General features: G+C 46.4%; 17 protein-coding genes, 1 tRNA gene and 1 pseudogene. 17 read left to right on the top strand and 2 right to left on the bottom strand.

Features of this window, described 5'->3' with window-relative positions:
• Positions 1 to 130: 130 nt before the first annotated feature.
• Positions 131 to 216 (top strand) — tRNA-OTHER (locus JCM17471_RS14205).
• Between the two features lie 90 nt (positions 217 to 306).
• Here JCM17471_RS14205 and JCM17471_RS10850 read toward each other — a convergent pair.
• Positions 307 to 696, bottom strand: a complete 390-nt coding sequence (locus JCM17471_RS10850; RefSeq protein WP_054777908.1) for a type II toxin-antitoxin system HicB family antitoxin — start codon at positions 694 to 696, stop codon at positions 307 to 309.
• 56 nt (positions 697 to 752) lie between these two features.
• Positions 753 to 941 (bottom strand): type II toxin-antitoxin system HicA family toxin, encoded by a 189-nt coding sequence (locus JCM17471_RS10845; RefSeq protein ID WP_054777907.1) that lies wholly within the window; start codon positions 939 to 941, stop codon positions 753 to 755.
• A gap of 323 nt (positions 942 to 1,264) precedes the next feature.
• Here JCM17471_RS10845 and JCM17471_RS10835 point away from each other — a divergent pair, with 323 nt between their 5' ends.
• The 16 genes and pseudogenes from JCM17471_RS10835 (at position 1,265) to JCM17471_RS10760 (ending at position 14,061) form a co-directional block, all read left to right on the top strand.
• The gene (locus tag JCM17471_RS10835; protein ID WP_054777905.1) at positions 1,265 to 1,585 is read left to right on the top strand and encodes an HNH endonuclease; all 321 of its coding nucleotides are present in this window, start codon (positions 1,265 to 1,267) and stop codon (positions 1,583 to 1,585) included.
• Between the two features lie 152 nt (positions 1,586 to 1,737).
• Positions 1,738 to 2,040, top strand: coding sequence for a P27 family phage terminase small subunit (locus tag JCM17471_RS10830; protein ID WP_225354265.1), 303 nt, complete (start codon positions 1,738 to 1,740; stop codon positions 2,038 to 2,040).
• A pseudogene (locus tag JCM17471_RS10825) lies at positions 2,037 to 3,730 on the top strand (terminase TerL endonuclease subunit). The gene JCM17471_RS10830 and the pseudogene JCM17471_RS10825 overlap by 4 nt, the downstream one beginning before the upstream one ends.
• Before the next feature lie 15 nt (positions 3,731 to 3,745).
• Positions 3,746 to 4,219: a phage portal protein gene (locus tag JCM17471_RS16060; protein ID WP_054777904.1), complete on the top strand. Its 474-nt coding sequence runs from the start codon at positions 3,746 to 3,748 to the stop codon at positions 4,217 to 4,219.
• Between the two features lie 50 nt (positions 4,220 to 4,269).
• On the top strand, positions 4,270 to 4,914 hold the full coding sequence (locus tag JCM17471_RS16055; RefSeq protein WP_054777903.1) for a phage portal protein: 645 nt from the start codon (positions 4,270 to 4,272) through the stop codon (positions 4,912 to 4,914).
• Positions 4,874 to 5,656, top strand: a complete 783-nt coding sequence (locus JCM17471_RS10810) for a head maturation protease, ClpP-related (RefSeq protein WP_054777902.1) — start codon at positions 4,874 to 4,876, stop codon at positions 5,654 to 5,656. Before JCM17471_RS16055 ends, JCM17471_RS10810 begins: the two co-directional genes overlap by 41 nt.
• A gap of 21 nt (positions 5,657 to 5,677) precedes the next feature.
• The gene (locus tag JCM17471_RS10805) at positions 5,678 to 6,871 is read left to right on the top strand and encodes a phage major capsid protein (RefSeq protein WP_082395305.1); all 1,194 of its coding nucleotides are present in this window, start codon (positions 5,678 to 5,680) and stop codon (positions 6,869 to 6,871) included.
• A 128-nt stretch (positions 6,872 to 6,999) separates the two neighbouring features.
• Positions 7,000 to 7,239 (top strand): phage head-tail connector protein, encoded by a 240-nt coding sequence (locus JCM17471_RS10800; RefSeq protein WP_082395304.1) that lies wholly within the window; start codon positions 7,000 to 7,002, stop codon positions 7,237 to 7,239.
• A gap of 39 nt (positions 7,240 to 7,278) precedes the next feature.
• Positions 7,279 to 7,680 (top strand): hypothetical protein, encoded by a 402-nt coding sequence (locus tag JCM17471_RS10795; protein ID WP_054777901.1) that lies wholly within the window; start codon positions 7,279 to 7,281, stop codon positions 7,678 to 7,680.
• Positions 7,664 to 8,077: a hypothetical protein gene (locus JCM17471_RS10790; RefSeq protein WP_054777900.1), complete on the top strand. Its 414-nt coding sequence runs from the start codon at positions 7,664 to 7,666 to the stop codon at positions 8,075 to 8,077. The genes JCM17471_RS10795 and JCM17471_RS10790 overlap by 17 nt, the downstream gene beginning before the upstream one ends.
• 5 nt (positions 8,078 to 8,082) lie before the next feature.
• Entirely contained in the window at positions 8,083 to 8,463 is a 381-nt protein-coding gene (locus JCM17471_RS10785; protein ID WP_147660995.1) for a hypothetical protein, read from the top strand.
• A gap of 14 nt (positions 8,464 to 8,477) precedes the next feature.
• Positions 8,478 to 9,101 (top strand): major tail protein, encoded by a 624-nt coding sequence (locus JCM17471_RS10780; RefSeq protein WP_054777898.1) that lies wholly within the window; start codon positions 8,478 to 8,480, stop codon positions 9,099 to 9,101.
• Positions 9,102 to 9,158: 57 nt separating this feature from the next.
• Positions 9,159 to 9,509 carry a phage tail assembly chaperone G gene (gene gpG / locus JCM17471_RS10775; RefSeq protein WP_054777897.1) on the top strand — a complete coding sequence of 117 codons (351 nt, stop codon included), beginning with the start codon at positions 9,159 to 9,161 and terminating at the stop codon, positions 9,507 to 9,509.
• Positions 9,510 to 9,693: 184 nt separating this feature from the next.
• Positions 9,694 to 10,545, top strand: a complete 852-nt coding sequence (locus JCM17471_RS16050) for a phage tail tape measure protein (RefSeq protein ID WP_054777896.1) — start codon at positions 9,694 to 9,696, stop codon at positions 10,543 to 10,545.
• The gene (locus JCM17471_RS10765; protein WP_054777895.1) at positions 10,542 to 13,268 is read left to right on the top strand and encodes a phage tail tape measure protein; all 2,727 of its coding nucleotides are present in this window, start codon (positions 10,542 to 10,544) and stop codon (positions 13,266 to 13,268) included. Before JCM17471_RS16050 ends, JCM17471_RS10765 begins: the two co-directional genes overlap by 4 nt.
• Before the next feature lie 256 nt (positions 13,269 to 13,524).
• On the top strand, positions 13,525 to 14,061 hold the full coding sequence (locus JCM17471_RS10760; RefSeq protein ID WP_054777894.1) for a hypothetical protein: 537 nt from the start codon (positions 13,525 to 13,527) through the stop codon (positions 14,059 to 14,061).
• Positions 14,062 to 14,077: the final 16 nt, after the last annotated feature.

Raw genomic sequence — 14,077 nt, 5'->3', positions numbered from 1 at the left:
GTCTTAATCGATAGCGATCCGCGACCAGAGCGGCTAATCTAGTAACCAGTCAGTCGGGTCAAACCGCTTGCTGGCATCGGCCACGTTAATCCCAGTTAAGCATGCTGGTTCAATTCCAGCCGTGGTCATTGACGGCTTTAGTGTAATGGAAGCATAGGGTGATCCCGGGATAACAACACGACACCCAGACGCCGGTTCAATTCCGGCACGCCGTCGTTGTGGTATATCCACATCTCATTGATACCAATCACAGAAGCAGGCAGCCAATCGGTTGTCTGTTTTTGTGTAAATAAAAAAGCCGGGCAATTAGCCCAGCTTTGCTTCGAGTGCTTCTGTTAATGTGGCAGAGAAGTTCAGTCCTGCATCTTCAGCACGCTTTGCTAGATCGGTTGGAACCGTGACATTCTTACGAACGAACTTCTGCATGGCACGTTTCTTCTCAGATAAGTTTGCTGTAACAATACCGATGAACTCATCATTAGACACCTTCAAGCTATTAAGTTCAGATGGCTTGGGTAAGTTCTTCTGGTCATAGTTCATTTCCGCCAACACATCACTGGCCATTAGGTAGGCATCTTCCAATCCATAGCCTTCAGTAAATGTATTTGGAAGGTCAGGAAATTTAATTAAGTAGGTGTCTTTGTCATCATGTAATGCACGGAACAGCGCAGGGTATGCAATTACTTTGTCGCTCATAAATGTTACCTCCTATTTTTATTTATAGATTCAGATGAGAGTACAACAAGAAGGGCTTATGTAAGCCCTAATTGCTGTTTGATATCCTTCGCCGTGTACTCGCTGATTTCAACATGGCGTGGGAGCGGCGCGGTGTGGTTGTTCAAAGGGTTAATCAGCTTGGCATGTCGGCCACCATGTTCATCAACTACAATGCCTTGCTTCTTAAGTTCTTTGAGTAAGTCTCTCCGCTTAACGGTTCCCATTCCCTCATCTCCTCTCTACATCTATTATAATACGCTCAATGCGTATTGAAGTCAATACATATAATGCGCATTGAGAAAGAAACTTGGGTGATTGTTTTGACAAATCATGATATTCAATTTGAGATTAATTCAGGCACAAATGTTCCTGAGATTATGATTGACGGTGAAATCGTTCCGGTTGTGACGTGCAACTATCAATACATTACTCGAGGGCACACAGAGCAAGGCACGTGCGTATTCACAGCCACGGTGGTAGTTAAAACTGATAGTGGCATTCATCATGTGGTAACACGCGACATGGTGACTGGTGAGGTGGGCTATCAATGATAGATACAACCAGCCATGCTACTCGAGCAGAGTTCTATGCATCCGCTGAATGGCGGCGACTTCGCGACGCAGTCATCGAACGTGATCATCACGAGTGTCAATGGTGCAAGGCAGAAGGCAAGGTCACAACTGACCGTGACACAGTGCTTGAGGTCGACCATATCAAGACGGTCGAAGAGCACCCAGAGTGCGCATACGACATGACCAACATGAGAACACTGTGTAAAGACTGCCACAACAAGCGTCACCATCGATTCAACTACAAACCGCGCGGGCCACGAAAGCAAAACAAGTGGGCGACTGATGAACGCTGGTGATTTTTATTTTTTTACAAAAGTTTTTTCCGAAAATTTTTTCCAGAGACCCCCGGGGCCAAATTCCAAACGTTTTTTTCGAAATTTGGGAACCGGTGGGTGGGCTCGATTTCCGGACTAAAGGCCTATTTTTTATCGCGAAGGGGGGTGGGGTAATGAGCTTATCTGGTATCAAAAACGAGTTGATGACGAAAATCAACCCAGAATCTGAGATTGAAGTCGAAAAAGTGAACCGGTATATCTCGCTTGTCCGGCTTTATCAGAAGCTGCAGCGGGAAGCCAACAAGAATCCAGTGATTGTGGTTAAGAATGGTGCTCAAGAGTACGTCAAAACGAACCCGGCACTGAATGACATGAACAAAATCAGCACATCGTTAATCGCGTTGGGCAAAGACATGGGTCTGGCTAGTGCTCCGCCGCTTCCTGACGACGATAATTCGGGCGGTGATCTAACTTGAAGATAAATAAGTACGTGACGGAGTACATTGACCAGTATGAATCGGGCAAAGTGCTCTTAAATCAAGAACGCATCGACCTGATTAAATACTTAAGAGAATACGTATTTACGGAGGACCTATATTTTGATAACGAACAGATTGAAAACTTCGTGAAGTTTGCGCAGAAGTGGTTTTTTCCACTCCGGCCATTCCAGAAGTTCTTAATCGCGTTCGTCTTTTTGTATAAGCAGAACGGGAAACGTTACTATCGTGATTTTTGTGGATGATGGGCCGCGGATCTGGGAAGAATGGTTTGATTTCTGCATTAGCGGCATTTCTCATTTCCCCCCTGAATGGGATTCGGGGCTACGACGGGTCAATCATCGCAAACTCTGAAGACCAGGCTAAAACATCAGTTAAAGAAATCGCTGATGCGGTCCACGACCCGAAAAATGCTGCGACTTTGGAACGCCAATTCTACGCGACCCAAACATTAGTCCGATCGAAGTCGACCAACTCAACACTTCGGTTCCGGACGTCAAATGGGAACACAAAAGACGGCTTGCGAGACGGCTTTGTCATATTCGATGAAATTCACGAGTACCAAGACGATTCAAACGTTAAAGTGCACATTTCTGGGCTTGGGAAAAAGCCCAACTCGCGCATTTTTTACATCGGAACTGACGGGTACGTTCGAGACGGTTTTATCGATAAGAAAAAGGCGCTCGCTGCCAATGTCTTATCAGGAAAGGCGAAACCGGATACTATCTTCCCCTGGATTGCGAAACTAGATAATCGTGATGAGATTGATGATCCACACATGTGGGAAAAATCGGTCCCTATGCTGTCCAAACCAATTACAGGATACGCTGAAGACTTGGTTGAAGAAATCGAAAAAGATTATGCCGACCTGGCTGACAACCCAAGCGGTCTTGAAGAGTTCCTAACTAAACGTATGGACATTCCGTCTCAATCGATGGAATCCTCGGTTGCGCCCTGGGATGAAATTGCAGCGACTAATCAGCCAATACCCGATGATTTAGACGGCCGTGAAGCAATCGCGGCTGTCGACTTTGCGACGGTACGAGACTTTGTGGCCGCCGCCGTGACAATCAAAGCAAACGGCAAGCTGGTCACGCTTGAACATCAATGGGCTTTGAAGTCGTTCGTCGACAAGTACTACGGATACTCGCGGAAAAACTACCACGACGCGACACCAAACAAACGGATTGAAATTCCAATTCGCGAGTGGGAAGATGCCGGCCACATTGATATTTTGTCTGAGTCGATGATTGATCCACAACACGCGGTTCAGTGGCTGCTATCAATGCGAGAAAGGTTCAATATCAAAAAAGTAGTTATGGATAACTATAGGGCGACTATTTATCGCAAGTTGCTTGAAGACGCAGGCTTTGAGGTCATGGTTATCAAGAACCCGACAGCAATTGACGGTCTGCTGGCAACGATTATTGACGACGGGTTCCCCCAACAACGATTCATCTGGGGAGATAACCCCCTACTGCGTTGGAACACCAACAATGTGCTGGTGAAGACGGATAAGCGCGGGAACAAACAGTACCTAAAGAAAGAGGAAATTCGCCGTAAGACTGACGGGTTCAAGGCTTTTGAATACACGCTTTATGCCATTGACTACATCTCAGATGTTGACGTCAGTGGATTTCTATCTGCTGTTGTGAACTTGGACTTCTAGAAAGGGGGTGAAATATTGGGATTTCTTGATATTTTTAAACGCCGCCAAGACGCCAGCACAGTATTTGATTTTGATTTATACGAAGACACGGCTAATGGGGCCTACATCAAAGAGATTGCACTCGAGACGGTCATTAACTTTGTGGCGCGCTCAATTGCACAATCTGATTTCCGCGTTTATAAAGGCGACCGGGTGATTCAAGATAATTTATCATATAAGCTCAACGTTCGGCCAAATGCCAACCAGTCCTCGACAACGTTTTGGCGAGATCTGATTTATCGGCTTATCCGAAACAACGAAGTGCTTGTGATTGAGTCGGACACACATGACTTATTGATTGCAGACACTTGGACAGCAAATTCAGTGGCACTTTATCCAACTACCTTCTCAAATGTGGTTGTATCAGGACATGATGGCATCGGCTATCCGTTTTATCGCACATTCTCAATGGATGATGTGTGGTATTTGACGTACACGAACGAAAACTAACCAAATACATTAATGAACTTGGCTCAGAGCTTGGCAATTTGTACGAGCGGATGCTTGAAGTCCAAATGCGCAACGGACAAATTCGTGGCACGGTGTCCATGGCGGCGACTACTGGTACGGACGATAATCGAATGGCAAATCTACAGGCGTTCATCAGCAAAGTCTACGAATCCTTCAAGACTAATTCAGTCGCGATTGTTCCACAGACGGCGGGCTTTGATTACTCGGAGCTTACTAACACTGAAGGTGTTCAGAAACAAACAACGAATGACCTGAAGTCAACGCAAGACCAAATGATTGATACTGTCGCGGCCTTAATTGGTGTGCCGCCCGCGTTGATTCATGGTCAAAACGAAAAGCTGGACTCAAACATTCGCAGCTACTTGGACTTCGCACTCAATCCACTGATCAAGATGATTCAAGACGAATTGAATGCCAAGCTGTTCACGCCGAATGAATTTAGTAATGGGCAGCGAGTCGAGATTGTCGGACTGAACAAGAAGGATATTTACTCAGCTGCTGAGTCAATCGATAAGTTGATCAGTGCCGGTGTCGCTAATCCGAATGAAGTCCGTAAAGACTTCGGGATGGAGCCGCGTTCGGGTGGCGATGATTATGTACTAACCAAAAATTACTTGAAAGGAGGTGATATGGATGAAACTACAAGTCAAGGGAACAATCGTATCGAACAGTGACGTCGATGTTTATCGCTGGTATGGCAAGGAAGCAACGGCACCAAAAGACCTGGTGCTTCCGGAAACAAACGAGCCAATTGATGTGGAAATTAACTCAGGTGGTGGTGATGTTTTTGCAGGCGCAGAAATTTACACCGCGCTACGTAAGTACCAAGGCCAAGTTAATATCAGCATTGTTGGCGTCGCGGCGTCTGCGGCCTCTGTAATCGCAATGGCAGGCGACAATGTCAAAATCAGCCCTATGGGGATGATGATGATTCACGACGCGTCAGACGCAAATGGTGGTAACGCAAAAGCACACAAGCACGCTGCTGAAGTGCTAGATGGTTTGTCAGGTCAAATCGCTGATTCATACGCTGCACGTACTGGGCGCTCTGCGGATGATTTCAAGGCACTGATGGATAAAGAGACCTGGTTTACAGCGAAGGCTGCTGTTGAAGCAGGACTGGCTGATGAAGTGATGTTTGCAGATGAAGATTCACTTTCTATGGTAGCAAGTATGAGTGATCAGCTCTCACCCGAAGCTCTGGCAAAGGGCCGCGTTGTGATGGCAATGGATGAAAACAAAACAGTAGCCGGTGATCATGAAAATACTGTTGGCAACATGGCAGTGACAATCGATGGTGCAGAAATCGCTCAACTGGTTGCTGAAGCTTTGCAGCCCTATCAGGAAGCATTAGACAACTTAAAATCTCAAGAACAGGAACCCGAAGCTAAAAAGCCAACCGGATTCCTTTTTTAATACAAACAAGGAGGGTCAAATATGACCATGAATTTAAACAATCTTGTCAACTTTAAGGACAAGAAAGCTTATTACGCCAAGCTCGTTAAGGACGGTGCCGGCGTGGACGAACAAGCCAATGCCTATGATGACATGATGAACGCGCTCCAAAATGATATGGTGGCCGAAATCAACACCCAAGTTGACACAAAGCTTTCCACGTTTGAGGCTAACCGTCGTGTGGATCCAAAGATTACAAACGAAGAAATCAAATTCTTCAACGACATCAGCACAGATGTCGGCTCAAAGAACGAAATTGTGCTGCCTGAAACAACGGTCAATGAAATTTTCGACGATTTAGTAACTCAACACCCATTGTTTGCTGCCTTGAACCTCAAGACAACCGGATTACGACTGAAGATTCTCAAGTCTGATACAAAGGGTGCAGTCGTCTGGGGTAAGATTTTTGATGAGATTAAGGGTCAATTAGACCAAGCATTCACCGAAGAAAAAGCAGACCAGAACAAGGTGACGGCATTTGTAGTCGTTCCAAATGATGCTCTGGAATACGGTGCAGCTTGGTTAAAGCAATTCGTCGTCACTCAAATCACAGAAGCTTTTGCAGTCGGGTTAGAGCAAGCTTTCTTAACCGGTGATGGCAATCAAAAGCCAATTGGCTTAAACCGTAACGTTGCCAAGGACGCACCGGTTACCGGCGGCGTTTACCAAGAAAAGAAAAGCGCGGGCACCATCACATTGGCTGACTCAAAAACCACCTCGTCTGAAATGGGCGGTATTGTGCGTGCCTTGTCTAAGAAAGAAAATGGGAAGCCTGTCGTTGCTCAAGGTAATACAGTGTTAGTTGTTACCCCAGGGGCAAGCATTGACTTCTCGGCTGCTTCAATGATTCAAAACGTCAACGGCCAGTGGGTATTTTCCTTACCGTTCGGTGTGCAAATTGTGGAATCTGAATTTGTACCTGAAGGCAAAGTCATTGCCTTTGTTAAGGGCCGCTATGATGCATACACCGCTGGTGGTGTATCTATTAAGCAATTCGACCAAACACTGGCAATGGAAGATATGCAACTCTTTACTGCCAAGCAATTTGCGTATGGTAAGGCAAAGGACAACAATGCTGCCCTTGTATTTGATTTCAAGCCAACTAGTCCAGCAAAGGATTTCAAGAACCCAGACGCAACGAGCGCAACTCCAGACCCAAAGCGTAGTGCCCGATAGCCAAGCGGGCTCCAGGCCTACTGATGCAGACACTGTGGCCACCATCAAGGCCTATTTGGATACGAGGGGCATTGAATATCCTTCAAATGCGACAAAGCCCGACTTACTCACGTTAGTGGGGTGATCAGTTGAGTAGTAGTCAAATTGAAAAATTCAAGGCACGTATGCACATTACTCACTCCGGCGAAGATGAATATTTGCAAGATTTACTTGATCAGGCACAAAAGGCCGTGGGCGAAATCACAGGCGACACGGTCGAGGGTGAGACACTCCCACCAGAGTTCCAAGAGTTGATTTTTGAACGCGCACGCTATGCCTACAATGACCAGCTCGAGTTTTTCAACGAAACTTCCGAGACGCCTTGTTAAGTCGAGCCCTGCAAAACTACAAGCCTGGTGGTGATACCGATGAGTAACCGACCAGAATTTGTCTACAAGAAGCCGAAGGTGACTTCAGGCGACCTGCGAATTCCAGTGCAGTTCCTAGAACAAACGCCCAATGACGATGGTGAACCTGGCGACATGCCGACGAAAGTTGTCTACAACTCGTGGGCTCAAGTTTATGCGCCAAGTCAAAAAGATTCACAGCTGCTGAATGTGGCCGATCGCAAAGATGGTGTCACAATTCGTATTCGAGATCCTCGAGGTGAGTTTATTCCAACGCCGGACAAGCATCAGGTTTTCATCGACGATTATCGCTATAAGAACCGAAACTGGGATGTGGTCAATGTCCGCATGGACTTCGAGAATGATGCCTTTTTGGTGATTGTTCTTGGCTATCCGAAGGGAGTTGATGCCGGTGCCAGTTAATATTACGGGCATGGACGAAGTACTAGCCAAGCTGGCTTCTAAACTAAGTCCAGCAAAGCTCAGTCGCGTTGAGGGCGAGGCTTTGAAGGTCGCCGGACGATTAACCGCAGTGCAGTTAAAACGCGCTGTGGCGTCATACAAGGACACTGGCGCGACAGTTCAAGAAATCACTGTTAGTAACCCCAGAACAGTCGGTGGCGTCAAAACCATCAAAATTGGGTGGTCCGGCAGCGGCTCTCGACAGCGTTGGCGCCTTGTCCACTTGAACGAATTTGGCTATACGCGCGGCGGGAAGACCTTTAGCCCAAGAGGGATGGGGAAGATTCAGGCGACTTATGACGCTGTGAAGCAACCCGCCAAGGCAATCGAGGCGAAGGAGTTGAAGAAGCTGCTGTGAAAGACATGATTGATATTGTTTATCAGGCAATCAAGGCCAATCAGCGTATTTCAGAGCTGGCCGGCAAGCGAATTGCCAAATACGAATACCCCGAATCGGCCGACCACACACAACTGTTCATCGTGATTTCGCCAGTTGGCCCGCAACAGGCCGATATCGGTGGCAGTGATCAGTTGTTGTCCTGGCAATACACCTTCCAAGTAAATGTGGAGGGGAAAATCAGAAAAGATGTAAAAGAAGCCCAGCACATTATTCGAGAAATAATGATGGGCTTTTCGTTTGCCCAAATGACGGATGGCATCGATGAGTTCTTCAGCGAGACGAATCGTTTTGCCGACGCCAGACGTTATCGTGGCAACACAAAACTTTATGACACGAACTATTAAAAAGGAGATTAACTATGACATTAGTAGGATTTAAGCGAATCAAGATTCAACCATTCGACGCTGACGATAAGCCAAGCGGCAACTTAATCGTTATTGAAGGTAAGCCAAACCAAGGTGCAACTTCCACGGCGGAAATTTCAGGATTATCAAAGGAAGCTACCAAGGTAGCGGGCTCCGATATTGATTACTGGATTTCTCGTAAGGGTGTCGGCGATGTAAAGGTAGAATTCGGTATTTTGGACTTTCCTGACGGCGCTAGTGATCGCGTGCTTGGCTACCAAGTTAACGAAAACAAGATTACCTATATGGGTAACACCACCGAAGCGCCTTATGTCGGTGTGACGATGGAACAAGAAGACGCTCAAGGCAACAAGGCCGTGCTTGGATTTTTCCGTGGCACAATGGCTCGTGACAAGATCAGCGCGAAGACATTAGACCCAGCTGAAACCTTTAAGCCTGAAGCAGAAACTTACACCCTGTCAGTTATTGCATCTACCGACGACGGCCCACAAAACGGTCAATATGTTGGTAAGTACGTGGGGACTGACGCGGCTGTGTTTGAAGAACTTGAAAAGGAAGTTCTCAAAACTGCGACTACTACAGCACCTGTTACAGACCCAAAAACCAGGGCTAATTAAAACTGCGGACAGAGACGAGAGATATGAGACGATACCGCGACTATGGAGGATTTTTAAATGGCAAAGAAGCTTGAATTGAAATTACGCCAGAAAAATGGACGTTTAAAGACATACACACAAGATTTTATCCCGATCCAAAAATTAATCGAGGCTGCTGATTTAAATGATCACATCCTGGACTATAAGAACCAGGTTGAGTGGATTAAGGCGAAGGTTACATTTGTGGCGAGTGTATTTGACGACCCTGAAGTAACACCGGAGGCTTTATTAGCAGGCGTTGAAGCTCGGGATGCTTTAGAAGTTATTGATGGCACAATTAATGAGGTTATGGGCCTGAATGACCCAAACTCGACACCGGCGGAGAAGGTACAAGCTTCGCCGGATACAAAAAGTCAATCTATCAACTAATCAACACAGTAGTGACTAATTGGCCCGGTTATAGCATTAATGACCTGCTTCAGACTGATCGCGATACATTGATGCAAGTGCTAGATGCAGGCGTCGATAGACAAAAAGAGACTCAACAAAACAAACCAGTAGACCTGGTGGACTTTGTTAAGTCCCTTTAATTTTGAGGAAAGGAGGAAAATAAATGGCAGAAGATGTTTTAGGCCGGATGGTCATCGAGCTTGGGCTAGATCACAGTGATTTTGGTCGGGGCTTACAAGGTGCTCAGCGTGAAGCAAAGTATGCGATGGCGGAGATGAAGTCTTCCTTGTCTGTCGTGGCAGCGAGTGGCCGTGAAGTTGATACTTTACGTGTCAAGCAGGCTGGACTGACTAAAGCAATCGAAGCTCAGGCACGAGTTGTGGCAGAACAGAAGCGGCAATATGAGGGCTCACGGACAGCGACAGGTGCTGCCACTGGCGCAACTGCTAAGTACGCAACCCAACTTCAAAACGCAAATGCAAAGCTGAACAGCCTGCAAAATCAGCTGCAAGCAACAGCCCGCGCGTATGCTGAAATTCAAACACGAACTGAAGGCTTTACAGGCGGCTTGAACCGAATCGGGACCGCAGCAACATCAGCCGGAGCCAAGATGTCTAGCGTCGGTAAAACGATGACGATGGGCGTGACTGTCCCACTTGCCGCAGGCTTTGTGGCGGCAACGAATAAGGCAATGGAATTTGACAACAAAATGTTGGAAACCAAAAACCTTATTCAAACTGGTGGTGAATCAGCGCAAGAAGCTATCTCTGGTGTTTCGACGATGTCCAAGGACGCTATAACTCTGTCTAACCACTATGGTGTGTCAGTCAACAAGATTGCGGACGGATATCAAGACCTGGTCAAGCGTGGTTACACCTCATCGCAAGCTATTGGTGCTATGAAAACCGAACTTCAAGGTGCTTTAGCATCTGGTGATGATTTTAGCGATGTCGTAACAGTTGCGTCTCAAACCCTCGAAGCGTTTGATATGCGGGCAAAACAACATCGGGCATGACCCGCAACACAAAGACAGTGGTTAATGAGCTGGCTTATGCAGCCGACTTAACGGCGACCAACTTTAGCGATTTAGGGCTTGGGATGTCTTACGTTGGCTCAACAGCTCACCAAGCAGGCTTTTCACTCTCCGAAACTGCGTCTGCGATGGGTATTTTATCCAACAATGGTTTGGAAGCCGACAAAGCTGGTACTGGGCTGCGTAAAGCAATTAATTCTCTGGTATCACCAACCAAGAATGGTAAGGAAGCTCTGGAAACTATGGGCCTTACAATGGCCGACTTCGTGGATAATGAGGGCAAGTTGAAATCAATGACCGACATCTTCGGGATTCTGAAGGACCACGTAAAGGGCTTCTCTAAGACTGATCAGTTGGATTTATTCCACGATATTTTCGGCACAACCGGGCAACAGGCAGCCATCATCTTGTCGAACAATGCTAAAGCGTTAGGCGATTTGAATAAGCAAGTTGCTCAGTCATCCAAAAAGGACTACGTTGGGCAATTGTCTGAGAAAAATCTCGCTTCAGCTCAGAATCAATTGAAGATTTTTAAGGAATCATTCTCTAACTTGGGTATGTCTCTTGCACGAGATGTTTTGCCCGAAGTCACGCCATTACTACGTGGCGCAAGTCAATTAGTTCAAAAATTTGGCGACCTGGACGAGGGTACAAAGCGGCTTATCACTAACTCCGTGTTAGCGGCCGCAGCAGCCGGTCCGGTGTTGTTAGGTGTTGGGAAACTGACATCAGGCTTTGGGCGAACGGCCACCGGTGTTGTTGACCTTGTTGCGAAATTCCGAGGCATGCGCGCTGCCAAAACAGCCCTCGATGATACTTCTTTAGCATCCAAGGCGCTAACTTCAGCAATTGGCGGCACAACGGGCATCACTGAAAAGGCTGCTGGTGGTTTCTCACTCTTTGGTAAAGCCTTGACCACCGGCGGAGAATCAGCTGGTATTCTGGGCACTGCCCTTACACCGGTCGGCGCAACAGTTTTAGGTGTTACCGCCGCAGTTGGTGCTGGGGTCGCTGTCTGGGAACTGTGGGGCAAAGGGGTTTATGAATCATCAGAACGAACCAAACGATGGGGCTCTGATATTGGTTCTGACGCTGATCAAGCGGCAAGCAAGTTTTCGTCATTTGAGACAAAAGCATCTGCCGCATTAGATAACACTGCCGAGGGTGCTAGTCAAAACGCAAAGAAAATTAGTGAAGCGTTTGATGATATGGCAAAATCGGCAGAAGATTCTGTCCAGAAGCAGCATGATGCAGCGGAAAAGATTGCTAAAGATGTTGGTGGTGATGCTGGCGCTGCTATCGAAAAACAAGCTAACAAAGAAAAATCAGCGAACGATAAGCGTATTAGTAACATGAAAGACTATGCCCAGCAGGTCGCTAGCATCACTAAGCAATCACGGGATAACAACGTTAAGCTGACAAACGAACAGCGAACTGTTATTGGTAATTTACAAACCAAAATGGCAGAGGAACAAGTCAAAACTCTTGGATTGACTGCAAAGCAACAACGACTAGTATTGGCTGCAGAACTTAATCAAACCAGCAAAATGAGCCAGGACCAGCTGGCAGAAATGGCAAAAGCTTCAGGTGAAGCTGCTTATAAAGAGCAGTCTGAATACGTAGATCGTATTGCTAAAATCAAGAATAATGACAAACTCTCCACAAAAGAACGTAATGCAGGGCTAGAGGCGCTTGAACGTGAACACTCTGCCACGATGACCAAGATTGGCGAAGGCTATATTAATGCTGCGAAAGCACAAGGCAAGTCTCGCTTTGAGATTGAAGCAGAATTGACCGAGCAATACGGCTATACAGCCGCGCAAGCGAAAAAGGCATTTGATGAGTACAACTCTGCTGCAAAGCGGACCCAAGGTATGGCAGCCCAGATCACTTCGACAATGAGTAGCGATACCCGAAAAGCCGGGGAAGCCTGGAACAAACTTGTACTTGACCCGAAGACTGGGAAAGTTAAGACGAACCTGCCTGAAGTGCTCAAAGACGCAGCGGGGGTAAAGGGCGGATGGAAAGCCCTAGATTTTGAGCTGAAGCACGCCAAAATTAGTACCAACGCCAAGCAAATGATTGCTGAAACCATGTCCATGTCAAACGAGTGGAAGTCACTCCCTGACATGGAAAAAACGGCAATTCTGCGTGAAGAAGGCGCGGATAAGATTGCTGGCATCATGGATCAATTTGTTGAGTGGAATTCGCTGTCATTAAAAGACCAGCAAGCAGTCGTTAAGGGTAACTATCAGCCATTAGTCGACGCACTGATCAAAACTAATCAGTGGAATCAGATGAGCCCGAAACAGCAAGAGGCTGTGGTCAAAGATAAGGCAACCTTACCTCTTGTCAATGCACTGATAAAAGCGGGTGAGTGGAATAATCTTAAGCCCGCTCAAAAGGAAGCAATTTTAAAAGCCAAAGGTCAAGCAGATCTGGCCGATTTGGTTGCTAAATACGGGCTTTGGGATAAATTGCCTGAGAAGGAAAAGAAGCTTCTAATTAGTGACAAAGATGCTAGGCAGAAGCTTTTAGATGCCGGTATCAATATTGGTCAATATAATGCAACTCCAATTCCACCGAAGAATTTAGAGGCAAACCACGCTAACTTAATGCAAAAGTTGAGTGAAGCGAAAGTTTCGGTGTCTGAATTAAGTAAAGCACCAGCAATCAAAAAATCATTGGTAACAATGAAGATTTAATCCAGAAATTAAACACTTCTGATGCCGCTATGCAACAATTCAATAGCCTTCCTAGCGCGGTTAAGAAACTGATCGCGGATGCTTATGGATTTAATCTAGGAATAGATCAAGCCACAGGGAAACTGGTTGCGTATAATTCACTGGACCCTAATACAAAAAACCAGGTGTTAACATTACGCCGGTTGTCAATGCTTTCGGTGCTGGGATTAACTCGATTCTTCAGTATAACGGGCAAAATCCGAATGAAAAGTATTTATTGGGCGATGCTTCAGGAATAAATGGGGCGGTGGCTTCTGGAAATAATGCTATTAGTGGATTCAATGCTTTTACACCTGTAAATAAGATACTTTCTGGGAATGCTTCTGGTGTAGTATCTGCGGTAGGTGTAGGTAGTGGGCAAATTGCATATTGGAACAGTAGCGTTAATCCAACAACTAAGTATCCAAGTGCCGCTTACTCGTCCACTGGACAGTATGATGTTCTTAGTGGATTGGCTAGTTTTAACCAATTTTTGAATCAAGGGAAGGACATTCAGCTTACACGAGGAGTTTCTTTTAGTAGTGCCATTTTAAGCAAAAACGCTAAAGGAACCAATGATTTCTCTGGCGGCTTAGCAATGGTTAATGACCAGCCAGGGCCTGTGTTCCGGGAATTGGTTGAAGAACCAGGTAGAGCACCCTACATTCCGATTGGTCGCAGGGTTGTTCTGCCGCTAAAAAGCATGCTAAGGTTGTTCCTGCAACCACGACAGCACGAATGTTTAAAAACCTACCACAGTTTGCAGACGGCTTAAACGTACCAGCAAACGT

The organism is Lacticaseibacillus saniviri JCM 17471 = DSM 24301 (genome assembly GCF_001311785.1).
GTDB lineage: Bacteria > Bacillota > Bacilli > Lactobacillales > Lactobacillaceae > Lacticaseibacillus > Lacticaseibacillus saniviri.
Note: the sequence above shows the minus strand (reverse complement) of the source record. Positions and strands in the feature narration are given on the sequence as shown.

Excerpts from the sequence above, each read along its gene's own strand:
- JCM17471_RS10780 (WP_054777898.1), top strand. The coding sequence starts at position 8,478 with ATGACATTAGTAGGATTTAAGCGAATCAAGATTCAACCATTCGACGCT.
- JCM17471_RS10845 (WP_054777907.1), bottom strand. The coding sequence starts at position 941 with ATGGGAACCGTTAAGCGGAGAGACTTACTCAAAGAACTTAAGAAGCAA.
- JCM17471_RS10765 (WP_054777895.1), top strand. The coding sequence starts at position 10,542 with ATGACCCGCAACACAAAGACAGTGGTTAATGAGCTGGCTTATGCAGCC.
- JCM17471_RS10785 (WP_147660995.1), top strand. The coding sequence starts at position 8,083 with ATGATTGATATTGTTTATCAGGCAATCAAGGCCAATCAGCGTATTTCA.
- JCM17471_RS16055 (WP_054777903.1), top strand. The coding sequence starts at position 4,270 with ATGCTTGAAGTCCAAATGCGCAACGGACAAATTCGTGGCACGGTGTCC.
- JCM17471_RS10790 (WP_054777900.1), top strand. The coding sequence starts at position 7,664 with ATGCCGGTGCCAGTTAATATTACGGGCATGGACGAAGTACTAGCCAAG.
- JCM17471_RS10805 (WP_082395305.1), top strand. The coding sequence starts at position 5,678 with ATGACCATGAATTTAAACAATCTTGTCAACTTTAAGGACAAGAAAGCT.
- gpG (WP_054777897.1), top strand. The coding sequence starts at position 9,159 with ATGGCAAAGAAGCTTGAATTGAAATTACGCCAGAAAAATGGACGTTTA.
- JCM17471_RS10835 (WP_054777905.1), top strand. The coding sequence starts at position 1,265 with ATGATAGATACAACCAGCCATGCTACTCGAGCAGAGTTCTATGCATCC.
- JCM17471_RS10810 (WP_054777902.1), top strand. The coding sequence starts at position 4,874 with ATGAAACTACAAGTCAAGGGAACAATCGTATCGAACAGTGACGTCGAT.
- JCM17471_RS10795 (WP_054777901.1), top strand. The coding sequence starts at position 7,279 with ATGAGTAACCGACCAGAATTTGTCTACAAGAAGCCGAAGGTGACTTCA.
- JCM17471_RS10830 (WP_225354265.1), top strand. The coding sequence starts at position 1,738 with ATGAGCTTATCTGGTATCAAAAACGAGTTGATGACGAAAATCAACCCA.
- JCM17471_RS10850 (WP_054777908.1), bottom strand. The coding sequence starts at position 696 with ATGAGCGACAAAGTAATTGCATACCCTGCGCTGTTCCGTGCATTACAT.
- JCM17471_RS16050 (WP_054777896.1), top strand. The coding sequence starts at position 9,694 with ATGGCAGAAGATGTTTTAGGCCGGATGGTCATCGAGCTTGGGCTAGAT.